The 20,811-nt window shown below is 59.9% G+C and carries 22 protein-coding genes and 2 tRNA genes; 12 read left to right on the forward strand and 12 right to left on the reverse strand.

Features of this window, described 5'->3' with window-relative positions:
- Nucleotides 1-374: 374 nt before the first annotated feature.
- Together CO666_RS20575 and CO666_RS20580 are read right to left on the reverse strand one after the other, a co-directional pair.
- Nucleotides 375-1,655, reverse strand: coding sequence for a CmpA/NrtA family ABC transporter substrate-binding protein (locus CO666_RS20575; RefSeq protein WP_097614051.1), 1,281 nt, complete (start codon nt 1,653-1,655; stop codon nt 375-377).
- 34 nt (nt 1,656-1,689) lie between these two features.
- Nucleotides 1,690-2,277, reverse strand: a complete 588-nt coding sequence (locus CO666_RS20580) for an ANTAR domain-containing response regulator (protein WP_064838202.1) — start codon at nt 2,275-2,277, stop codon at nt 1,690-1,692.
- 463 nt (nt 2,278-2,740) lie between these two features.
- Between CO666_RS20580 and CO666_RS20590 the strand changes: the two genes are divergently transcribed.
- Complete coding sequence (locus tag CO666_RS20590) at nt 2,741-3,400, forward strand: peroxiredoxin (RefSeq protein ID WP_097614053.1); 660 nt, start codon at nt 2,741-2,743, stop codon at nt 3,398-3,400.
- Nucleotides 3,401-3,468: 68 nt separating this feature from the next.
- On the opposite strand, the gene CO666_RS20595 is transcribed toward CO666_RS20590, so the two are convergent.
- Nucleotides 3,469-4,038, reverse strand: a complete 570-nt coding sequence (locus CO666_RS20595; RefSeq protein ID WP_097614054.1) for a hypothetical protein — start codon at nt 4,036-4,038, stop codon at nt 3,469-3,471.
- 183 nt (nt 4,039-4,221) lie between these two features.
- On the opposite strand from CO666_RS20595, the gene CO666_RS20600 reads away from it, so the two are divergent.
- Both CO666_RS20600 and CO666_RS20605 read left to right on the forward strand, forming a co-directional pair.
- On the forward strand, nt 4,222-5,178 hold the full coding sequence (locus tag CO666_RS20600; RefSeq protein WP_097614055.1) for a lytic transglycosylase domain-containing protein: 957 nt from the start codon (nt 4,222-4,224) through the stop codon (nt 5,176-5,178).
- 97 nt (nt 5,179-5,275) lie between these two features.
- Nucleotides 5,276-6,247, forward strand: a complete 972-nt coding sequence (locus CO666_RS20605; RefSeq protein WP_097614056.1) for an NAD-dependent epimerase/dehydratase family protein — start codon at nt 5,276-5,278, stop codon at nt 6,245-6,247.
- Here CO666_RS20605 and CO666_RS20610 read toward each other — a convergent pair.
- Nucleotides 6,244-7,509, reverse strand: a complete 1,266-nt coding sequence (locus CO666_RS20610) for a glycerate kinase type-2 family protein (protein WP_097614057.1) — start codon at nt 7,507-7,509, stop codon at nt 6,244-6,246. The genes CO666_RS20605 and CO666_RS20610 overlap by 4 nt on opposite strands.
- Nucleotides 7,510-7,704: 195 nt before the next feature.
- Between CO666_RS20610 and CO666_RS20615 the strand changes: the two genes are divergently transcribed.
- Nucleotides 7,705-8,004 (forward strand): DUF6074 family protein, encoded by a 300-nt coding sequence (locus CO666_RS20615; protein WP_097614058.1) that lies wholly within the window; start codon nt 7,705-7,707, stop codon nt 8,002-8,004.
- Nucleotides 8,005-8,020: 16 nt separating this feature from the next.
- On the opposite strand, the gene CO666_RS20620 is transcribed toward CO666_RS20615, so the two are convergent.
- Nucleotides 8,021-9,112 carry an extracellular catalytic domain type 1 short-chain-length polyhydroxyalkanoate depolymerase gene (locus CO666_RS20620; protein WP_097614059.1) on the reverse strand — a complete coding sequence of 364 codons (1,092 nt, stop codon included), beginning with the start codon at nt 9,110-9,112 and terminating at the stop codon, nt 8,021-8,023.
- Nucleotides 9,113-9,322: 210 nt separating this feature from the next.
- Here CO666_RS20620 and CO666_RS20625 point away from each other — a divergent pair, with 210 nt between their 5' ends.
- Nucleotides 9,323-9,730, forward strand: a complete 408-nt coding sequence (locus CO666_RS20625) for a low affinity iron permease family protein (RefSeq protein ID WP_097614090.1) — start codon at nt 9,323-9,325, stop codon at nt 9,728-9,730.
- A 21-nt stretch (nt 9,731-9,751) separates the two neighbouring features.
- On the opposite strand, the gene CO666_RS20630 is transcribed toward CO666_RS20625, so the two are convergent.
- From CO666_RS20630 to CO666_RS20640, 3 genes are all read right to left on the reverse strand, one after another.
- Nucleotides 9,752-10,111 carry a low affinity iron permease family protein gene (locus CO666_RS20630; RefSeq protein WP_097614060.1) on the reverse strand — a complete coding sequence of 120 codons (360 nt, stop codon included), beginning with the start codon at nt 10,109-10,111 and terminating at the stop codon, nt 9,752-9,754.
- A gap of 151 nt (nt 10,112-10,262) precedes the next feature.
- Complete coding sequence (katE, locus tag CO666_RS20635) at nt 10,263-12,380, reverse strand: catalase (protein ID WP_097614061.1); 2,118 nt, start codon at nt 12,378-12,380, stop codon at nt 10,263-10,265.
- A gap of 172 nt (nt 12,381-12,552) precedes the next feature.
- Nucleotides 12,553-13,464, reverse strand: coding sequence for a hypothetical protein (locus CO666_RS20640; protein ID WP_097614062.1), 912 nt, complete (start codon nt 13,462-13,464; stop codon nt 12,553-12,555).
- A 323-nt stretch (nt 13,465-13,787) separates the two neighbouring features.
- Here CO666_RS20640 and CO666_RS34585 point away from each other — a divergent pair, with 323 nt between their 5' ends.
- Both CO666_RS34585 and CO666_RS20655 read left to right on the forward strand, forming a co-directional pair.
- Nucleotides 13,788-13,967, forward strand: coding sequence for a hypothetical protein (locus CO666_RS34585; protein ID WP_097614063.1), 180 nt, complete (start codon nt 13,788-13,790; stop codon nt 13,965-13,967).
- Nucleotides 13,968-14,472: 505 nt separating this feature from the next.
- Complete coding sequence (locus CO666_RS20655) at nt 14,473-14,787, forward strand: hypothetical protein (protein ID WP_097614064.1); 315 nt, start codon at nt 14,473-14,475, stop codon at nt 14,785-14,787.
- 474 nt (nt 14,788-15,261) lie between these two features.
- Here CO666_RS20655 and CO666_RS20660 read toward each other — a convergent pair whose 3' ends face one another.
- Together CO666_RS20660 and CO666_RS20665 are read right to left on the reverse strand one after the other, a co-directional pair.
- Complete coding sequence (locus CO666_RS20660) at nt 15,262-16,362, reverse strand: hypothetical protein (protein ID WP_097614065.1); 1,101 nt, start codon at nt 16,360-16,362, stop codon at nt 15,262-15,264.
- Nucleotides 16,363-16,551: 189 nt separating this feature from the next.
- Nucleotides 16,552-16,626: transfer RNA gene (locus CO666_RS20665), tRNA-Asn, on the reverse strand.
- 117 nt (nt 16,627-16,743) lie between these two features.
- Here CO666_RS20665 and CO666_RS20670 point away from each other — a divergent pair.
- Both CO666_RS20670 and CO666_RS20675 read left to right on the forward strand, forming a co-directional pair.
- Entirely contained in the window at nt 16,744-17,061 is a 318-nt protein-coding gene (locus CO666_RS20670; RefSeq protein WP_097614066.1) for a hypothetical protein, read from the forward strand.
- A 100-nt stretch (nt 17,062-17,161) separates the two neighbouring features.
- Nucleotides 17,162-17,461 carry a hypothetical protein gene (locus CO666_RS20675; RefSeq protein ID WP_097614067.1) on the forward strand — a complete coding sequence of 100 codons (300 nt, stop codon included), beginning with the start codon at nt 17,162-17,164 and terminating at the stop codon, nt 17,459-17,461.
- 10 nt (nt 17,462-17,471) lie between these two features.
- Here CO666_RS20675 and CO666_RS20680 read toward each other — a convergent pair whose 3' ends face one another.
- Entirely contained in the window at nt 17,472-17,807 is a 336-nt protein-coding gene (locus tag CO666_RS20680) for a KTSC domain-containing protein (protein ID WP_097614068.1), read from the reverse strand.
- Between the two features lie 187 nt (nt 17,808-17,994).
- Here CO666_RS20680 and CO666_RS20685 point away from each other — a divergent pair, with 187 nt between their 5' ends.
- Entirely contained in the window at nt 17,995-18,297 is a 303-nt protein-coding gene (locus CO666_RS20685; RefSeq protein WP_097614069.1) for a hypothetical protein, read from the forward strand.
- A gap of 74 nt (nt 18,298-18,371) precedes the next feature.
- Here CO666_RS20685 and CO666_RS20690 read toward each other — a convergent pair.
- Nucleotides 18,372-18,445: transfer RNA gene (locus tag CO666_RS20690), tRNA-Cys, on the reverse strand.
- Nucleotides 18,446-18,978: 533 nt separating this feature from the next.
- Here CO666_RS20690 and CO666_RS20695 point away from each other — a divergent pair.
- On the forward strand, nt 18,979-19,644 hold the full coding sequence (locus tag CO666_RS20695) for a protein-L-isoaspartate O-methyltransferase family protein (RefSeq protein WP_179869733.1): 666 nt from the start codon (nt 18,979-18,981) through the stop codon (nt 19,642-19,644).
- Between the two features lie 255 nt (nt 19,645-19,899).
- Complete coding sequence (locus CO666_RS20700) at nt 19,900-20,793, forward strand: DUF2497 domain-containing protein (protein ID WP_097614070.1); 894 nt, start codon at nt 19,900-19,902, stop codon at nt 20,791-20,793.
- The last annotated feature ends 18 nt before the right edge of the window (nt 20,794-20,811 follow it).

Raw genomic sequence — 20,811 nt, forward strand, 5'->3', positions numbered from 1 at the left:
CCGCTGTTCAGGCTGCGCACGCACGAGGTGCGCGAGATATCCTGATCAGCGGCTTTGCTGGGGGCGCCCGCCGTTGGACGCCGAATTCATGTCACTGAGACCTGCGTCTTCGATCCGAAGCGTGATGTCTCTGTCTTCTGCGAGCGCCTATCGCGCGCTCGTTCTGCGCTGATCGCCGTTGATCGGTGCGTTAATAGCCTTGCAAGCTGCGTGCCAGTTCGGCGGTATTTATTTAAGGTGTTGAATATGAAGTGTATTTTTAGAAATCCACAGCCTGCTTGTTTTTCGACCTGCCAAAAAACGTGCAAATATTTTGTGCTGATTTCGTGAGGTGAACGCGGATCGCTGCTGGCGTTTTGGGCAGGCCGGCATGATCAGGCGTCGTCGCCGGAAGCAAAGGGCAGGGCGCTTCTGACGGCGAAGCCTGCAATATACTCCGGCAGCCGCGTCGGATCGAAGACATGGCCATCCATGAAGCGGTCGCCCTCGTCACTGCCCTCGATGCGGATATCGGCATCCTCGGGTGCGCTGGTGTCACCGAGCGCCGTACGATAAAGATCCGGCCGGTAGGCGCAGGCAGCGGCCCGCGCCTTGTTGAGGCTGGCCTCAGCCTGTCCCCAGCGGATCATCTGGCTGTAGATCCACAGCGCATGGCTTGGTCTGGGGTAGTTGGCGAAGCCGGAATGAAACTTGAAATAATCGGCGATGATGCGCCGGTTGCCGCTGCCATCGAGGCTGAATTCGCCGGCAAGCACGCGGCGAATGATGTCGACAGGGGCGGCGATGTAGCGGGGATCGGCGAGAGCGGCGGCCAGCGCATCGTGATTGTCAGGCAGGTCGCACCAGCGGGCTGCCGCGTCGAGCGCCACGATCAGCCGGGAAACGGTTTCTGGGTGGCTTTCGGCCCAATCCGGCCGCATGCCGATCACCTTTTCCGGGGCCGACGGCCAGATATCCTGTTTGGCGGCGACGATCCGGCCGAGGCCACGCTCCGAAGCGACCATGTTCCACGGCGCGCCGACGCAAAAACCGTCGATCGCCCCGGCCGCCAGTGCGTCCGACGTCATCGGCGGCGGCACGACGACGAGCTTGACGTCTTGGTCGGGATCGATGCCGCCGGCCGCCAGCCAGTAGCGGAATTCGTAATTATGCGAGGAGAAGGGATAGGTGACCCCGAAGGTCGGCAGCGGCTCGCCGCGCGCCTTCATCGCCGCGATTGTTTTTGAAAGGGCATGGGCGTTATCCAGCGCGCTTGCCGTCTCCGGCAATCCGGCCTCATCCCGCATCCGTTCGAAGAGCCGCGTCGATAGCGTGATCGCATTGCCCCCGCGCCCCAGCGAAAATGGCGTGATCGTCGGCGAAGGATTGGAGCCGAGACCGAGCATGGAAGCGACCGGCATCGGCGACAACATGTGGGCGATATCGAACTGGCGGAATGCCAGGCGGTCGCGCACATTCGCCCAGGAGACGTCCTTGACGAGATCGAGCGTCAGGCCTTCCTTCTGCGCGAAGCCGAATTCGGCCGCTGCGATCAGCACCGATGCGTCGACGAGCGGAATGAAGCCGGCTCGCAGCACTTTCGGCCCTTCGTTGTTGATATGCACGGGCAAGGGCAGCCTGTCCCGGGAACTGGCGGTGTTCGTCATCATATCCACTCCGGTTTCCTCCGGAAATTGAGGAGGCCCGCCTTCACATCAAAAGTCCCGCGGCGGTGACAACGCTCTGGGCGATTTCCGACATCTTCTTTTTTTCGTTCATCGCCGTCTGGCGCAACAGGGCGAAGGCCTCTTCCTCGGACAGTCCGCGCATCTTCATGAGTATGCCCTTGGCGCGCTCGATGAGCTTCCGTTCCTCAAGCGCGGAGCGGGCATCGGCAAGCTCCCGCCTCAGCCGGCTGAAGGCGTTGAAGCGGCTGACGGCCATGTCGAGGATCGGTTTGACGCGTTCCTTCTTCAATCCGTCGACGATATAGGCCGAAACGCCGGCATCGACGGCGGCCTCGATCGATGCCGTGTCGGAGCGATCGACGAACATGGCGATCGGCCGGCTGACCGTGCGCGTCAGCTGGAACAGATGCTCCATCATGTCGCGGTTGGGGTTTTCGATATCGATGATGATCACATCGGGCATCAGCGTTTCGATCGTCCGCGCGATACCGTTGACCTCATGCACCACGGTGACGCGCGCATGCCCTGCCTCACGCAGCCCTTCTTCGATGATCGAGGCGCGTATGGCATTTTCGTCGATGACCAGAATCGTCAGATCGAGATGCGTCATTGCTATAATAATGACGCGCTGCAGCAATTTTGGCAAGCGCGTCCGCCTGAAAAGTGTGCACAAAGAGACATGCACAAAAATTGATCAAACTGCCGCTTTCGGGCGCAGTTTGGCTGGAGGCATTCTAAGCCCATCAAAGGTCGGCGTCGATACTGTCATCTTTCCGGGGTGAGACTGCTTGAGGCGAGGCGGTGGTTCTCCTGCTTTCAACGAGACCGATGCAAAACCATCGGTGTTCATTGCACGCCCGCGGGAAAAATAATGCAGCGACGGGCCGGAAATCGAAAGAGCATGCCTTCGGTTATCGTGATATATAACCTAGTTAAAATCCTGGGATGGGAGGCTGTTACTGTGGGCGGGCGCGATCCTGATCATTCTAATCTCGCGACCGCTTCCGGCGGACGGGTTCCATACCCTCGATTTGAGATGAACGACATTTAACACAAGGCTTGGAGGGCCGACCATGAGCTTGCGTATCAACGATATTGCCCCCGATTTTACTGCCGAGACCACGCAGGGACCGATCAGCTTCCATGACTGGATCGGCAACGGCTGGGCCGTTCTGTTCTCGCATCCGAAGAATTTCACGCCCGTCTGCACCACCGAGCTCGGCGCCATGGCCGGCCTCGCCGGAGAATTTTCCAAGCGCGGCGTCAAGATCATCGGCATTTCCGTCGATCCTGTGGAAAGCCATGCCAAGTGGAAGGGCGACATCAAGACCGCTACAGGCTTCGATGTCGATTATCCGCTGATCGGCGACAAGGACCTCAAGGTCGCCAAGCTCTACGACATGCTGCCGGCCGGCGCCGGCGAGAGCTCCGAGGGCCGCACGCCCGCCGACAATGCGACGGTGCGTTCGGTCTTCATCATCGGGCCCGACAAGAAGATCAAGCTGGTCCTGACCTATCCGATGACGACGGGCCGGAATTTCAACGAGATCCTGCGCGCCATCGATTCCATCCAGTTGACGGCAAAACACCAGGTGGCGACGCCGGCGAACTGGAACCAGGGCGAGGACGTCATCATCACCGCGGCGGTGTCCAACGAGGACGCGATCACGCGTTTCGGCTCCTTCGATACGGTGCTGCCCTATCTCAGGAAGACGAAGCAGCCGTCGGCCTGACAGCGGCTTTCCAGCCCGTTCCCGAAGCCGCCGTGGCCATTGGCCCGGCGGCTTTTTTGTGATCAGGGCTATTCAGGTTTCGCTGGCGCATCCAACAACTGGACCAGAACGCCATTGCTTCCCCTGACATCGGTGAAATCGAGAAATGTGTGAGGGCCGTAAACATCGTCCCACGTTGTCACGGAATTTCCATTTAAGCTTGTTCGTTTGGAGATGTTCTTGCTCAGGTGGAGTGTTCTGACGATGTCATCAAAAAATGCGCGTTTGTCCGGCGTATTTGATGCCACTCCGCAGTTTGTGGCGTTGATAGCGGGTCCGCTGATCTTCTCGAGAAGTAAGCTGAAGTGACCAGTGGTGAGAGTTCCCTCAAAGACTTGGAGATGACGCGTGATGTCTGCAGTCTGCTTTTCCGTCCTGTCCGTTGACTTCCGCATGGACATCGCCTGCGCTGTCGCGCTGATATGTTCAAAGTTTTCGGGCTCAAGCGTGCACATCACCTGAAACGTATTGATGACCGCATCGTCATGATTCGCTAGAGGACCCGCTGCCGTGGCGTGTTCGGCGTTTGTTGCAAAAGCTGATGCGGCGTGAATGGTGCCCAGCAGTATTACGCCCATAGCGATCTTAGTCACACGCATATTAGTCTCCACTCTGGTGGCCCAGACGCCTAATCGATCGCCGTCGGCTGCGAGCGCTTTTTCGCATGAAAGACGAAAATTGGAAACCTCAGACCGTCCGCGCCAAATAGGGAAGCGTCGCGCCTTGATTGATGGTATCTAGAAATCCAGCGTCGCGATGGAAGTCGAACCTGCCGAGATCCGATGATAGGGCGAAAGCGTCAGTCCGACATGGGGAGAAGCCCGGCGAAGGCCCTGCTTTCGCTCTGTTTTCTGTTTTGCGCGATAGGCACGCCGAAGGCCCAATCGGAGGAGAGTGCCGACGAGCCTGTCTGCCTTTATTCTGGGCCGTCGGCGTCGGGACCGGATGAGACGCTCTGCATCCGCAAGGACAGTTTCAATCGCGATCTCTGCGTCGCGATCGAGCATTTCGCCAGCGCCAATCAACTGCCGCCGGATTATTTCGCCCGCCTCATCTGGCGCGAGAGCACCTTTCGCCCCGATGCCGTCAGCTTCAAGGGAGCGCAGGGGATTGCGCAGTTCATGCCCGGAACGGCGAAACTGCGCGGCCTTGAAGACAGCTATCAGGTGTTGGAAGCACTCAGGAAATCGGCGCAATATCTCGATGAATTGCGCAATCGTTTCGGCAATCTCGGTCTCGCCGCCGCCGCCTATAATGCCGGCGAAAACGGCCTTGCCTCTTATCTTAAGTCAGGCAGGTTACCTTACGAGACGCGGGGCTATGTGTTGGCGATCACCGCCCATACGGTCGAGGAATGGAAGGATAATCCGCCGGAAAGTGCGGCAGCCCCGCTCGACAAGGACAAGTCCTTTCTCGATGGCTGCGTGGCGCTTGCCGAACGGCGGACGTTGAAGGACGCGCCCTGGCGGCCGGAGGGCAACTGGGCCCCCTGGGGCGTTCAGCTTGCGGCGAATGCGGATGTCGCAATGGCCCGGCGCCTGTTTCTCGATGCCGTGCAGGATCTGCCTGCGCCCCTGAATGCCGAGCAGCCGCTGATCCTGCGTCAGCGCGATCGCAGCTTTGGCTTTCGCCCGCGATATGCTGCCCGCATCGGCCGGCCGACGCGTATGGAAGCCAATAACCTCTGCAACCAGATCCGGAAGCACGGCGGCACCTGCCTTGTTTTCAAAAATCCATAGCCGGCCGGCTTGCCCGTTCCTGGCGAAAAGTCTGCTTGCAGGATCGCAGCCCGGCGCAGCATAGTCGGTGCGGATCATGCCAAAGGGAGGAACGGCAATGCGGGTTTTGGTCATCGGCGCAACGGGCCATGTCGGCACCTACCTCGTTCCCCGCCTGGTGGAGGCGGGCCACGACGTCGTCACCATCAGCCGCGGCGTGGCACAGCCTTATACGGCAAACCGCGCCTGGGCTTTCGTCGATCAGCGCCAGATGGATCGGGCCGAAATGGAGCGGTCCGGCGACTTCGGCCCGGCCGTGCGGGCAGTGAAAGCCGATATCGTCATCGACATGATCTGCTTCACGTTGGAAAGTGCCGAGCAACTGGTGATGGCCCTGTCCGGGCATGTCGGCCACTTCCTGCATACAGGTACGATCTGGACGCATGGTTACCCCAGTGCCGTGCCGACACGGGAGGAAGCGCCGAAGTCTCCTTTCGGTGACTATGGCACACAGAAGGCCGCAATCGAAACCTATCTGCTGCAGCAGGCAAGGCTGCGCGGATTTCCGGCGACCGTCATCCATCCCGGCCACATCGTCGGCCCGGGATGGGCGCCGCTCAATCCTGCCGGCAATTTCAATCTGCAGGTCTTTTCGACCCTTGCCCGTGGCGAAGCCCTGGCATTGCCCAATTTCGGCCTGGAAACCGTTCATCACGTCCATGCCGATGATGTGGCAGCGATGTTCATGGGCGCGATCGCCAACTGGAGTGCCTCGATCGGCGAAAGTTTCCATGCAGTTTCCGAGCAAGCGCTGACGTTGCGCGGCTATGCGGAAGCTATGCACCGGTGGTTCGGGCATGAGCCGAAGCTGACCTTCGCGCCCTTCGACGCCTGGGCCGAGGGGCAGACGACCGAGGATGCGGAGGCCACATGGGAGCATATCGCCCGCAGCCCGAATTGCTCGATCGCCAAAGCCCGGCGCCTGCTTGGGTATGCCCCGAGATACACTTCTCTGCAGGCGGTGCAGGAGGCGGTGGGATGGCTGGTCGGACAGGGGCGGATCAAGAGCTGGTCCGTCACTGGATACTAACGGATCAGGATCGCCCTGAAATCGTTGACGTTGGTTCCGGTCGGCCCGGTTTCGAAGAGGTCGCCGACGCTCGCAAAACCCGAATAGCTGTCATTGCCGTCGAGCAGTCGGCGCGGATCGAGGCCGGTGGCGCGCAGGCGCCTCACCGTGCCGCCATCGGCAAAGGCGCCGGCATTGTCTTCGGAGCCGTCGATGCCGTCGGTGTCGGCGGCCAGGACATGAATGCTCTCCTGTCCGTCGATTGCAAGCGCCATGGCAAGCGCGAATTCACCGTTGCGCCCGCCCTTGCCGCCCTTGGCGCGCAGCGTCACGGTCGTCTCGCCGCCGGAAAGGATGACGACCGGTTTGGGAAACGGTCTGTTTCGGCCCAACACCTCGCGGGCGATTGCCGCATGTACCAGCGCCACGTCGCGCGATTCTCCTTCGATCGCATCCGAGAGGATGGCGGGCTCGATCCCTTGCGATTTTGCCAGGGCAGCGGCAGCCTCCAGCGATACGCCGGCCGAGGCGATGACGTGGTGCGAGTGATGTAGAAATACGGGATCGTCCGGTCGTGGTGCATCGGCCTTCGGCGAATTCAGATGGTCGAGTGCCGCTTGCGGCAGCTTGAGCCCGTATTGGCGGGCGATCTCCAGCGCCTGGTGCCGCGTCGAACCATCAGGCACAGTCGGCCCGGAGGCGACATGGGCGGGGTTGTCGCCGGGAATGTCGGAGACAACAAGGCTGACGACCTTTGCTCTGGTTGCTGCAGCAAGTCTTCCGCCCTTGATGGTGGAGAGATGTTTGCGCACCACATTCATTGCCGAGATCGGCGCGCCGGAGGCAAGCAGCATTTCGTTAAGTGCAATCTCGTCTTCGAGGGTCAAACCCTCCGGCGGCGCAGGCAGCAGCGCCGAGCCGCCGCCGCAGATCAGCGCGATCACCAGATCGTCTTCCGTCAGTCCGTGCACCGTCTCCATCAGTCGTTTTGCCGCGGCAAGTCCTGCCGCATCGGGAACAGGATGGGCGGCCTCGATGATCTCGATGTCGCGCGTTTCGCAGCCATAGCCGTAGCGTGTGACCACCAGACCCTCGAGCGGCCCGCCCCAGACGCTTTCGAGCGCTCGTGCCATCTGCGCCGCACCCTTGCCGGCGCCGATCACCACGGTTCGTCCCTTCGGCCTGTCAGGCAGGTTCGCCTTGATGCCGGTCAGCGGGTCGGCGGCGCGAACCGCCGCGTCGAACAGGCTTTTCAGGAAATCGCGGGGAGCTGATATCGTCATCGGTGTCTCTGCCTGGAGTGTCGATCGTGCTGCGGAACTGTCGGTGCATCGGCATGCCGGCGTCAAGGTCGAAGGCGACACGCCGTGACGACTTCGGTTGCAAATTCTGATTCGTGGAAAGAACGGGTACGACGAATAGAAAGCATTAACCATAGTCCCGTAGACAACGAACAGGATCAAAGGAACCCGTGTTCGATGGCTACTGAAATGACCGGCCGCCCCGTCGCCCCTCGTGAAGGCAGGGTTATTGCGTTTCCCTCCGGAACCGGCACTGCCAATATCGAGCGCTGCGCCCGTGAGCTCGGCCGGCGGCACGGCGCCGAGGCGATAGAATTCTGGAGGGCCGAATGCCGCAGGATTGCCGATCAGCTTCTGGCAGCCGGGATGCCGGAGAGTGATGTCGGCGAGCGCGTGCTGCAGTTCCAGCAGGATGTCCAGATCGAACTCGTCCTCAGCCATCAAAACGGCCCGCTGCCCAAGTCTCAGAACCGATAGCGGCGATCTTCGACGATTACCGCAGTAGCCCGGCGGAGCGGAGGGCATCTTCGATGACCTTCTGAATGCCGCCGCGGTCGCTGCCAGTGGTGAATGGAACCGCGGCGTTTTCCGCTTGCGCAGCAGAGGGTTTTGCGTTGCTGCGCTTTTCAAACGAGGGAACGAGCCCCCAGGACCTGGCAATTTCGACAGTCGAGGAAATTCCGACGTCAAGCATGAAGGGGCCGCTTGCCCCGTAGCCGGTGCCGACATCGAGCGGCGTGCCGTGATCCATACCCGCAATCGTATGGAGCTCGATCACCTCGGTCCCATGGGCATCTGTCCAGATCCTTCGCTGATGTCGTCCGATATCGTCGACGCGCGACGGCGATGCGTCGATGCCGTGGATATTTCTCCATTGCTCGACGATCGCATTCGCGTTGGATGGCACGACGGTTCTGTCTGCGCTTCCCTGCCACAGGGACAATGTCGGCCAGGGGCCTTTGTGGCCTGAAGCGTTTCTCAACCGCAGCTGAAGTTCTCCGGCGGTCGGGCCGCCGTGACCGCGCATTCGGTCGAAGGCCTCGGGAATGGTCGCAGCACTGGCATAGGGCAGGCCTGCAATGATCGCGCCGCCGGCAAAAACCTCCGGGTAGGTGGCAAGCATGGCGGCGGCCATGGCGCCGCCGGCCGAAAGCCCGGTCACGAAAACGCGCCTGCTGTCCATACCGTATTCCGCTACGACCTTTGCGATCATCTGGCGAATGGAAAAGACCTCGCCGTGATCCCGGCGGATATCTTCCGGGTTAAACCAGTTGAAGCAGAGGTTTGGATTGTTTGCCCTTCGCTGCTCGGGAAACAGCAGCGCAAAACCATAATCCTCGGCCAACCTAGACCACCCCGACCCGATATCATAGCCGGCGGCAGTCTGGGTGCAGCCGTGCAGAATGACCACCAGGGCCGTGTTTTTCCCCCGCTTCGATGGCAGGTAGATGTAACCGCCCAAGGCGCCCGGATTTGCGCCGAATGCGTCCAAGGCGAGGAGATTGGGATTTTCCTGCGTGGGGCGGGGGCGAAGCGTTCCTCGCAACGCAGCAAGGCGTGCGAGGGTGTCTGACATAGATCTCATGATAGTCTCCGCCAATCAGCTGCCGGGATGGCGGTGATGCCTGGCTAAACGCATCGGGCGGCGGAAAGTTGCTGCGCTGCACAATATTATTCGAGTCGGCCGGATTTCCAGGTGCGCGGGCCGCTCGGCAGGCAAGGAACTTCAATCCGGATGTGACGTTGATGTTGTCGATTGACAGCATTGATGCTGCAATCCAGCGAGGCTTTTCAGATGTCGAACAAACCCAACTTCTTCTCTTCCTTTGCAACGGCCGTCGCCGATTTCTCGGGAAAGCCGTTCACCTTTGTCGCGGCTCTGACGCTCGTGCTCGCTTGGGCGATATCCGGCCCTTTTTTTGGCTATTCTGAAACCTGGCAGCTGGTGATCAATACAACCACGACCATCATTACCTTCCTGATGGTATTTGTATTGCAGAACAGCCAGAACCGCGACGGCAAAGCGGTCCAGGCCAAGCTTGACGAACTCATCCTGACGAGCCAGGCCGCCAACAAATTCGTCGGCATCGAGAAGCTGGAGGAGGGTGAACTGAGAGAAATGAGCAAGACGCTTGCCGCGCAAGCCGAATGCGTCGGGGAGAAAGCGGATGAGAAATCTGCCACGGAGGCAGCATCCAGCTGACGCATATCGCTTCGACGCGCCTCAGTTCATCGTCTCTCTGATCTGGTCGTGATGTTGCCGACGCATTTCCTCAATGGCCTCGGCCTCGTTCTTCTCGGCTGCGATCCAATGATTTCCAGCCTTGCTTGATCGGATCAATTCGTCGAGCTTGGTCTGGAGCGCCATCATGTCCCGATTTTGGGCGTGCTGCACCAGCAGCAAAATGAAAAAGACGATGAGTGTCCCCACCATGTTGGTCAGCAGAAACCATTGCCGGGGGAAAGAAAAGTGCAGACCGACCACCGCCCACAAGACTGCCAATATGATGAGGGTCGCAGGTACGGCGCGATGCCCTGCCCACAAGACGGCCAAGTCGGAGATCTGTCGAAAACGCCAGCGCATACGGCCTCCACAGCGCACAACATTGAAGATGGAGCGGATCGAAGCCGTTTCCATCACCCTCACTCGATAAAAAATGCGCGCTGTGAACAGCCTAAAACCCGCGTCCGCGGGTTTTAGGCGATGACGGGCCATTTTCATGGCGTCCGGACGATCAATTCAGTTTGACCGATGGTTCCCGGCCCCAGACACGCAGTTTGCCGAGCGCCTTGACAAAGGCTGCGACATCCCCAGGCCCTCCAAGGGCAATCACACCCTCATCCAGTGAATCGGCGATTCCGGCCTTCTGCATGAGCGGCAGCGCGGTTTTCACATAGCCGATGAACTTGCAGTGCACGAAGGCATCCGACACGAAATCATCGGCCGTTGCCTCCTTCAGCAGATCGCTGGTTCCTTCGGACGAAGGGAGGAGGGCGACGGCGTCGTAGAGAACCGAAGGTCCGCCGTCGATCATCTGATGCGCCTCGATCCAGTTGCCGTCGGAGAGCGTCACGCCGCCGACCTTTGGCGCGATCACTTCGAATGTCGCCTTCTGCTCGGTGATCTCGGCAAGCAGCGCCTTGAAGATGGCGACATCTGTGCCGTCGCTGACAAGGATCCCGAGCTTGCGGCCTTCGAAGCGTTTCGGGCCGCGCTCGACGATGCTGAGCGCCGGCGACGGCTCGAGGTCCTGGCGTGTCGGCGTGGCGGCATCGGCGGGCTTCGGCATCGATTGGAAGCCGAGTGCGTGACCGACCTTGCTGGCCAGCGTCTCGTCAATGTTCATCAGATGCGAAACCATGCGCTCGCGAATGACCGGGGTTTCAACCTTGCTCAGTTCGAAGGTCAGCGCTGCGGCGATGTGGCGTTGCTCCGGCGGAGTCTGGCTGATGTAGAACTGGCGGGCTTGGCTGTAGTGATCGGCAAAGCTTTCCGGCCGCAGCCGGACCTTTTGGCCCTGTTCCTCGGCAGGAAAGTGACGATAGCCCTGAACCGGCGATTCCCGCGGCCCCTGATTCCACGAGTTCGGCTGGTAATTGGCGCGCCCGACCGGATTGCGCATCGCCATATGGCCATCCTGCTGGAAGTTGTGGAAGGGACATTTGGGAGCGTTGATCGGCAGATGCGTGAAATTCGGACCGCCCAGACGTTTCAGCTGCGTGTCGAGATAGGAGAAATTCCGCCCCTGCAGCAGTGGATCGTTGCTGAAATCGATGCCGGGCGGAACATTCTGCGTCATGAAGGCGACCTGCTCGGTCTCTGCGAAAAAGTTTTCCGGCATGCGGTCAAGCACGAGCCGGCCGATCGGTTTGACCGGAAGGATTTCCTCGGGAATGATCTTGGTCGGGTCGAGGATATCGAAATCGAAGCTATCGGCGAAGTCCTGATCGAAAAGCTGGACGCAGAGTTCCCATTCCGGGAAATTCCCCGACTGGATCGACTGCCAGAGGTCGCGGCGATGGAAATCCGGATCCGCACCATTGATCTTGACCGCCTCGTTCCAGGCGACGGACTGCAGGCCGAGCTTCGGTTTCCAGTGGAATTTGACGAAGGTCGATTCATCTGCCGCGTTGACGAGGCGGAAGGTATGAACGCCAAACCCCTCCATGAAACGGAAGGAGCGTGGGATGGCGCGGTCCGACATCACCCACATGATCATGTGCATGCTTTCCGGGGTGAGGGTGATGAAGTCCCAGAAATTGTCATGCGCCGACTGTGCCTGCGGGAATTGCCTGTCGGGTTCCGGCTTTACGGAATGGACGACGTCGGGAAATTTGATCGCGTCCTGTATGAAGAAGACAGGGATATTATTGCCAACCAGATCCCAATTCCCCTGCTGGGTATAGAGCTTCACCGCGAAACCGCGCACATCGCGCGCCAGATCGAACGAACCCTTGCTGCCGGCCACGGTTGAAAACCGGACGAAGGCCGGCGTCCTCTCGCCGGGCCGCTGGAAAAGATCGGCTCGCGTATAGGCGGCCAGGGATTCATACGTTTCGAAGTAGCCGTGGGCGCCGTAACCGCGTGCATGCACGACCCGCTCCGGGATACGCTCATGGTCGAAATGAAAGATCTTCTCGCGGAAATGAAAATCCTCGATGAGGGCGGGGCCGCGGGCGCCCAGACGAAGCGTATTCTGGTCGTCGGAGACGGGGCCGCCTTGTGCTGTGGTCAGCACCGGCATGCCGTCTTCGGCAAATTGATGAAGCTCACCGCCCGCACCTCGGTGCGGTTTCTGATCATGGATCGTCGCGTTGTCCGAGGGCGAGGTCTTGGACGTCTTCTTGGCCATCTATTTTCTCCGGGAACGGGTTTGACCTAACCGAAGCTCAAAAATGGCGACATGTTCCGTTCGGGATGAAATAAACCGCTGCTTGCAGCGCTACGCGTCTTTTCAGGCGCGGGGCGGCTCACATAAGAAGGCGCGGGGCTTTTGACCCCGCGCGCCCGGTTTTCGCCAGTTGTCAGAGCCGGGGCGTAACGAGGAGATCTTCCTCTTCGTCGCGTTGCGATCCGCCAAATGCGGCGGCGGCAGAGGCGATGAAAGCCCCGATCAGCAGCGACAACGAGCCGAGCAGGGCGGTGGTGGAGGCGGCCTTGCGTGCCTCATCGGCCGCTTTCTGGGCGGCGACCTTGGCATCGTCGATGCGCTTCAGCACCGTATCGACGCGCGTGCGTGCATCGGCTTCGGAAAGGCCGGTCCGAGAAGAGACGATCGTGGCAAGATAGGCCTTGTCATCGTCGGGAATCTGGCCCTCGGCGGCGCCGTTGAGCAGGATGCGGGATACCTCCGATGTTGCTGCGGCATCATTGGATGTCGCCGCCGCGCGAGCCTGATCGGGGCGCAGCAAGGCGTCGGTAAAATAGGACGTGGAGAGATCCACCGGCGAGGTTGCCGACGATGCTGCTGCAGTACTGGCAGTCGACCCGACGGCCTGTGCGGCCGAACCCACGGCTTGTGCACCCGCGCCGGCGAGCGACGTCAGCGACGACGCAAGAAAGCCGGCGACGAAAACTGTCGCCAAAGCCCAGCTTAAGAACCCATGCGCGGTATCGCGGAAGAAAACCTCGTCGGTGTGGACGGCCGCCCATTTCGTCCGCAATCGGCCGGTAATATAGCCTCCGAGCGCCGAAGAGAGCCATTGCACGAGAACGAGCCAGATCGCCGCCGTCACGCCGATTGTCCCGAGCGAACTGCTCTGCCCCGACCAGGGCGACACCATCGTCAGCCCGAGGCCGGATCCGAGAAGCAAAAGGATCAAGGTCACGCCGACGGCAGCGGCGGCACCCCCGAAGATAGGCCCCCATGTCATGGCCGATTTGGAGGATTCGACCGGAGCGGCAATCTCTCCGGAACCTGTCATTGAAACCGACATGATCCGTTCCTATCGCATAAACAGAGCAAGAAGAATGATGATAGGCAGTGGAACACCGAGCAGCCAAAGTAGAATACCGCGACCCATGAGAGACCTCCTGTCAGGGCTGACGTTACGTTGTTGATGCCACTCAACTTTAATCCACGGTCTTTGTTCCCGGCCGGCCCGCTCGTCGACGATCTCCATGAGGAGTTCATGGAGATCGACGAAAATCTTTGCGCGCGCGGAGCTAACGCCGGCGGGGGAGCGCGCCTATATCTATGTTGAAGGGGACAGGGAGGAGAGCAGAGGCTCTCCACTCCCGGCTAAACTGGAGAGCATTGATGAACAGATTTCGGGCATTTCTGGCAGCCGGAGCAATCGGCCTTACCGCCTTAACCTCGGCTTGCTCGACACCGCCGAATTCATATGGCTCGGCATCGGGATATCAGCCGGGAGATTCGATGAACCCGGCCTGTGCGGACGGCTTCCGCCCCCGCGAGGGCCGTTCGTGCAGTTATTAGAGGCAGTGTGCTCCGCAAAGAGCGGCGCTTCAGGACGGCCACGTGATCTCGTGGCAGCGACGTGACGTCAATCTGCCGCCCGACTCCATTCTAAAGTTAATGGCAGTCGCGTCCTGCCGCAGCCTGTATACCATCCGATCGTCAACGCAAAGGTGGTCGCGCCATCCTCACCTCAGCGGATGGCCCTTCCCAATGCACAGAAGACAAAAGGCCGGCGCGAGAGTTCGCGCCGGCCTTTTTCAATCATCATCGGCAAAGCGCCAGTTCATCCGTGGTCGCCGGCCATCTGATTTCATGCACCAAGTGTAGTCGGCTTGTGACTTATGACAAGGATTACGGGGCTACCGAGTTCTGGCTACAACCAGCCAACGGCAAAAGATCGGCTTCAAAAGCGGGAGAAAGGCGGAAAGAAAACGCCTGCTTTCGGCTCTTCTAACAAGCACGCGGCCGTTCATCGGAGGTTAATCCTCATTAACCCAGAATCGTGGCATGAAAGGATGCGCCGATGAAAATGCTTTGTTCCTCACTTGCAGCCATTGTCTTGTCTGCATCTTTCGCCCTGCCGCTAAACGCAACGCCGATCGTTGTTCCGAGTGCCGTACAGGTGCACGCCCCCATCGTCGAGCAGGTCAAACACCGTCGCCACGGTAATGGATATGCGTATGGCCACTGGAAGAAACACCGGTACGCTTACCGCGATTGCCGGTATTACGGCTCGTGCTATCGTCCGCGGTACTACGGCTCGCGCGACTATTACAGCTACCGCGACGACTACCCCTATCGTCGTCGGTCAGGTGTGACAGTGTATTTCGATTTTTAGTTGGCAGCGCCAGGGAACACCAACCTTGGCACACCACAAGCGCGCCGCCGGCCCTGCAATCCGGCGGCTTTTCCATATCTCGCTGCTATAGCGCAGATGAACAGCACGTCCATTCTCTCCGACACACAGGCGTGCGCCATCGAGGCGCACCGAATTCGCTCGGAGATCGACATGCATCACAAGAGAAAGCGTGCGCGCGAATCTGCTTGCGGGCTGTGCAAGCCGCACAAGACTAACGGCAACTGCCGACGTCATAATAACATGCAGTGGGGTAATCTGCGCCGCTACCTGTCTGGATCTCACCCGCTTAGCTGTGCGGAGATCCCCACCTTAGGGTGACGCTTTTCAGTAAGCAAACAAAGAGGCCGGGCGAATGCTCGCTCCAACCTTCTGCCAAGTGCCAGCACATCCGCTGTCACGGGCGACACTATCTCATGAACATGACTTAGCCCGGTTCCGAATCATTGCAAGGGGCTAAGGTGTTGCCGATTTATGCGCAGGCGGGGCGGGAGTGGCTTCTGTCGTAGATTTGAAGTACGCCGCGGTTGTTTCGATCCATTCAGCACCCGGCACCTTTGCGAAGGCCGCAAGGGCACCAGCCGTGGTAGCGGCCAGGAGAGCCGCGATAATGGCCTTGGCAACCAGCTTGCGACCCTCGCTGACAACTTCCTTAGCTAATGCAGATTTGGCAGCGAGCGACCAGAGATTTTGAAGGGTTCCCGTAAGAGCAAGGACATCGCGTTTATCCGCGTCTTTGTCCTCCGTCCAACTGACTACAATCTCCAGAGCGCTCGCTACCTCAGGATCTGCATCTCTTCGTGCCCTTAGATCCCGTACCAGCGCGATGGTGCTTTGGGACAGTGCGGTGACAGAATCTCGATCAATGTCCACGGCGTTCTCACGGAACACTCTCCACGCCTCAAACTGCGACGCTGCAGCGAAGACGAGATCGACGTGGGATCGCAACAGCTCAAAAAGCGTTGGCGAGAGTTCCTCGACGTCCCCGCGCAAGACGCGACCACAGGTCTGATTGTACATCCCTATCTGAATGATGTTGGCGCGAGCCTCAAGCTTGTCCTGGAGTGACCTGAATGCGTCCTTCAGGCGCGGAGAACAGTTCGATAAAGCCAACTGCTCACCAACGTAGGCTCCCTTCTCCGTGGCAGCTTCTAATGCTGCCACAGCAATATCCTTATCGCGCTCTCGAGTTCTAAGAGGCTGATCAACCACAACGACGCGTTCGCCCTCGAACCCAAACTGAAAGGCTGCGGGCCTCTGACCGGGCAATGCGTCCAGGACGTCTTCGGGGCCAAGTTGGTTCAAGCCGATCTTCATGCCGAGCAGCAGATTATTCAAACTTGATCGGTCCAGGTCCTGAATCGGAATGACCGACAGGTTTAGTTCCAGTGCGGCAATGTCCGGCGCTCGCAACGTATCGACTTTGCTGAGAAGTCGCTGCACCTCGGCCCTGAGCCTGGAGAGGTTTGCAGTGAAGTGGTCCTTCCTCGCGCGTTGCATCCGGCCGACGCGAGTATCCATTTCCTGCAGCAGGTTGCGAAGTTTGTCCGGATTCATTGAGATCCCGCGCGGCACTCGTACGAAAGGAATATATGATGTCGTCGCAGGCGGCGCCAGCCATGGGGTGCGCAGTTATCCACAGGAGCCGACAGCGGAGTCGAACCGCGGAAAAGCGTTACAAAAGTGGGGAAAGAAAACGCCTGCTTTCGGACTTATCGACTGAAACAGACGCTTGCTTGAAAAAAATGGCTCCCCGGGCCGGATTCGAACCGGCGACCTGTCGATTAACAGTCGAATGCTCTACCGCTGAGCTACCAGGGATCACTGCTTGGCGCGGTGTGAGTGGGCTAATACAAATGCTTTCCCGATTTGCCAAGCAGTTTTTTCAAAAAAATGAAATGAACTTGTATTTGGGGTGCCCGTGCCCATCTCTGGGGAATGACGAATGGCAATGAACGCGAAGAGACAAGGGGCGGCGATAGGCCCGAGAAGCGGGGGCGGCGCTTCGGTATCGATCACACCAGCGGCCGGCTTATGCTCGGCGCCTTCAGCATCGGCATGCCGCGCTCGCGCATCGCCCGGATGGCGATCGGCGTGGGCCTCATTCTTTGCGGGTTCCTGGGCTTCTTGCCGATCTTGGGCTTCTGGATGCTGCCGCTTGGTTTGCTGGTGCTTTCGCACGATCTGCCTGTCGCGCGCCGGCTTCGCCGGCGGCTGGCGGTCTGGTGGCACAGGCGTGGAAAACCGGCCGGCTGACGGATACCGGGCGCGTGTTCATCGAACGGTGGAGCGCGTCTCGCATTCGTGGTTTATGGAATGAAACGCGAAAATGCGTCACAATGGTCCAGGTGCGGAAATGAAGGCCTTTTTTGTTATTGCCCTGTCAGCGGCGACGATTCTCTCCGGCGTTCCCGTCGCGGCTCAAGCCGTCGACAGTGGCGGTTTTGACGCCCGCGGCATTTGCCGCCGTCCCGAGGGTTGCGTGATCGACCACGGCCAAGGCGGCAGCTATAACGGGCCTCGCAACTATCGCAATTTCAACGGCAGGAACGAGCGTGATGGCGGGAACGACCGCAATCGGGACGACCGCCGCTATCGCAATGAGAACAGAACGGACAATGTCGACCCTGCATTCAGCCGCATTGCCGCTCTGTGATTGAGTCGGCCTAATTCGATCTGATTTCGCTTTCCTCGAAAACGCCGCCATGGTCCGGATCAAGGCTGGTCGCCAGCAACAGGCTACAGGCGGCAAGGATGAGGACGAGCTTCATGGCGTAGGATAGGGAAACCGCATGTCGGCCGCCCGATGCGACGCGGGAAGGCGCAACATAATAGTTGTAGTAGAAGTGCGGATCGCTCGTTTCCAGCAGGTTCTGGTAGACGTGTGGCGGAATGTCCGCATGTTTCACCGGCGCAGCACCCGGGAACTTTACATGGAGATCGCGGCTCTCGGCATCGTAAGCCGCACGCGCGTGCTTCGCTTTGAGGGCAGCCCATTCCATTGCAAGCTCCTATCACCCTCCCGGGGCAATATGAGGCCGGGTGGACGATCGTCAAGCTGACGATTTGTTTCAAACTGCAATCATTGCCGCTTCGCAATTCAAAGGGCAACGCCTCTCTTCGCCTCGATAACTCTGCGCCAATTAACGTTACGTCAACCATTTTGTTGCGGCAGCGTCACCTTCCGCTATGGGTGCGCGCATGCAAACCTTTTTGATCCAATCGCGCGACATAGAAGCGCTTCACTACAACGCCGATGCCCGCCTGCTGCTCGTCAAATACAGCAGCGGCGACATTCGCAGTTTTACCCGAATTTCGCCGGAGGCTATGCGACGTCTACTCGGCGTCGGCCCGGAAATCGATGGGGGATCCGAGTTGGGCGATCTCGAGTATCAGGCGGCGATCCGCAAAGGCGGGCTGAAGGCGCTCTACCGTCTCACGGGAATCAATCCGTCACAGTTCGATTTTTCGCCTGGCCAGCAGGCCTGGTAGCACTGCGCGGTCGCCCATGCCGCGCCCGCAAAGGGGAGCCGCATTCACATCGCTTACGTCATGTGGAAGAATTTTGGAGGCCTCGCCCGGAATTGAACCGGGGTACAAGGATTTGCAGTCCTCTGCGTCACCACTCCGCCACGAGGCCTCACCGGCTCGTTATCAGAGCCGTGGCGAGCGTTTAGAATGATCGTAAGGAAATCGCAAGAGGGCATTTCGGAAAAACGCCATTCTGCGGCGGTTGAAAAAGTCATTCTCTGTCGCAGAACGGAAGGCTGCGCGCTGGAGTTTCCAGACCAGATCGCCAGCGATAAGATCGCGCCAAGACGCCGCCAGCTCTATCCCGGAGCGCTCCGACGCCTTGTCACTTCAGGGTCGTTTCGCCGTCCAGCAGCCCGCAGCAGAATATGCCGATGAGCGCTGCGACGATGAAAAAATCGAACAGCGTGAAATAACCCAAGATCGCAGACATGGCCTGCTCCTCCTCCTGTTTCCTCCGCTGTGAATCATAACATGAAGGGGCAGGGGATTCCACGCGCAGTAGCAATGCTTCGGTCCTGCTGTGGCACGGAAGAGGCGCACGCCGGATTCTTTTCGCCGATGGCTGCCAAGCCTTGAAAGCATTCGTGGCGCGGATTAAGAGACGGGGGACAAGAACCGCTTTTTAAAGAGCGAGAGGACATGATGGATTTCGAAGCAGCGCGCGCAAAGATGGTCGACACCCAGGTTCGCACGACGGACGTTACCTCGCATTCCGTGCTGACGGCGCTTCTGACGGTGCCGCGTGAGGCATTCGTGCCCGAGAAGGCGAAGCTGCTGGCTTATATCGACAACGATGTCGAGATATCGGCCGCGGCACCCGGAAAGCCTGCCCGATTCCTGATGGAGGCGTCGCCGCTTGCCAAGCTGCTGCAGCTGGCTGAAATCACCAAGGATGATTTCGTGCTCGAAGTCGGCTGCGGCACGGGTTACACATCGGCGCTGCTGTCGATCATCGCCGGCTCCGTCGTCGCGCTCGAATGCGACGAGGCGCTTGCCGCCGAAGCGAAGGCGAAGCTTGCCGACTATGCCAAGGTCGAGGTCGTCACCGGCCCGCTCGAAAAGGGTTATGCCGCCGGCGCGCCCTATGATCTGATCTTCGTCAACGGTGCTGTCGAGGAAGTTCCGGCTGGTCTTCTCGGTCAATTGCGCGATGGCGGCCGCCTGGTCACGGTCGAGGGCTACGGCAATGCCGCCCGCGCCAAGGTCTTCGTCGCCGAGCGTGGCGCCGTTTCGGAAAACGTCTTTTTCAACGCTTCGGTCAAGCCGCTGCCGGGTTTCGCCAAGGCGCGCGAATTCGTTTTCTGAGGCCGATTTCATTGATGAATTCAGCGACGGGCGCCATCGGCGCCCGTTTTTTTATGAGGGTCGCGGCAGAGCCTTCACAAACATGATTTATCCTGAACGCCGCCACGTCGCAAACATCGGGTAACAAAACTGTGCATGGCTGCATTCAATTGATTCGCGATGATTTTTTTCATGGCTGGGGTATTCTAAGGTGGTGGTGATTCGGGTGAACGCTCCACATCATCCGGTCGTTGTTTTTGGATAACGGGGATAGAAATGGCTCAGCCAAGCGTAGCGCGTGAACCGTCCATGGAAGAAATTCTGGCCTCCATCCGCCAGATCATCGAAAGCAATGAGCCCGGCGCCGGCAAGGCGATTTCCGCGTCCCTGCCGCCGGTCTACGGCGCCGATGAGGATGAGAACGGCTCCGAAATCCATCTGACGGTGGATGACACCTATGCCGGCGTGGAATTCCCCGAACCGGCCCTGCGCTCCTCCGATCCACGCTCTTCCGATCCGCGTTTCGTCGCCGCCAATTCGGCCGGCACCGCGCCTGAACCCGAAGTGCCGGCCCGCGCCCTGTCGCTTGCCGATGTCGCCGCCCGTGTGCGCGCCGCCTCCGAGCGCAGCGCCGTGCAGGCCGGTCAGGCGCTGCGTGAAATTCCGAGCGGCTTCCGCCAGCCCGAACCGCCGCCGGCCGTCATGCCGGAGCCCCGTGCCGCAACACCGCAGCCGCAACCGCAATCGCATCAGGCGCAGCCTGCCTTCACGGCTGCCCCGACACCCCAGCATGTTGCAATCCAGCAGCCGGCCCCCGAGCCGGTGTTTATGGAAGCGCCTGAGGTGGCCGTCGCTGAGCCGGCGCCCGCCATCGAAACGGCGCCGCCGGCTTTGGAGCCCGCTCAGTCGTCTGCCGAGCGTTTCCTGCCGAGCGTTATGGACGAAGTTCAGCCGACGCTGCTTTCGGAGGATGCCGGTCTGCAGATCAGCCGCTCTTTCGAGGAGCTCGCCGCCGCCATCGACGGGGCGGAGCGCCGCTCGCTGGACGAGATCGCCGAGGATATGCTGCGCCCGATGCTGCGCGAATGGCTTGATGATAATCTGCCGACACTGGTCGAGCGGCTGGTGCGCGAGGAAATTGAGCGCGTGGCGCGCGGCCCGCGCCGCTGATCGGATTGCTTTTTCCCT

Source organism: Rhizobium chutanense (assembly GCF_002531935.1).
Lineage (GTDB): Bacteria > Pseudomonadota > Alphaproteobacteria > Rhizobiales > Rhizobiaceae > Rhizobium > Rhizobium chutanense.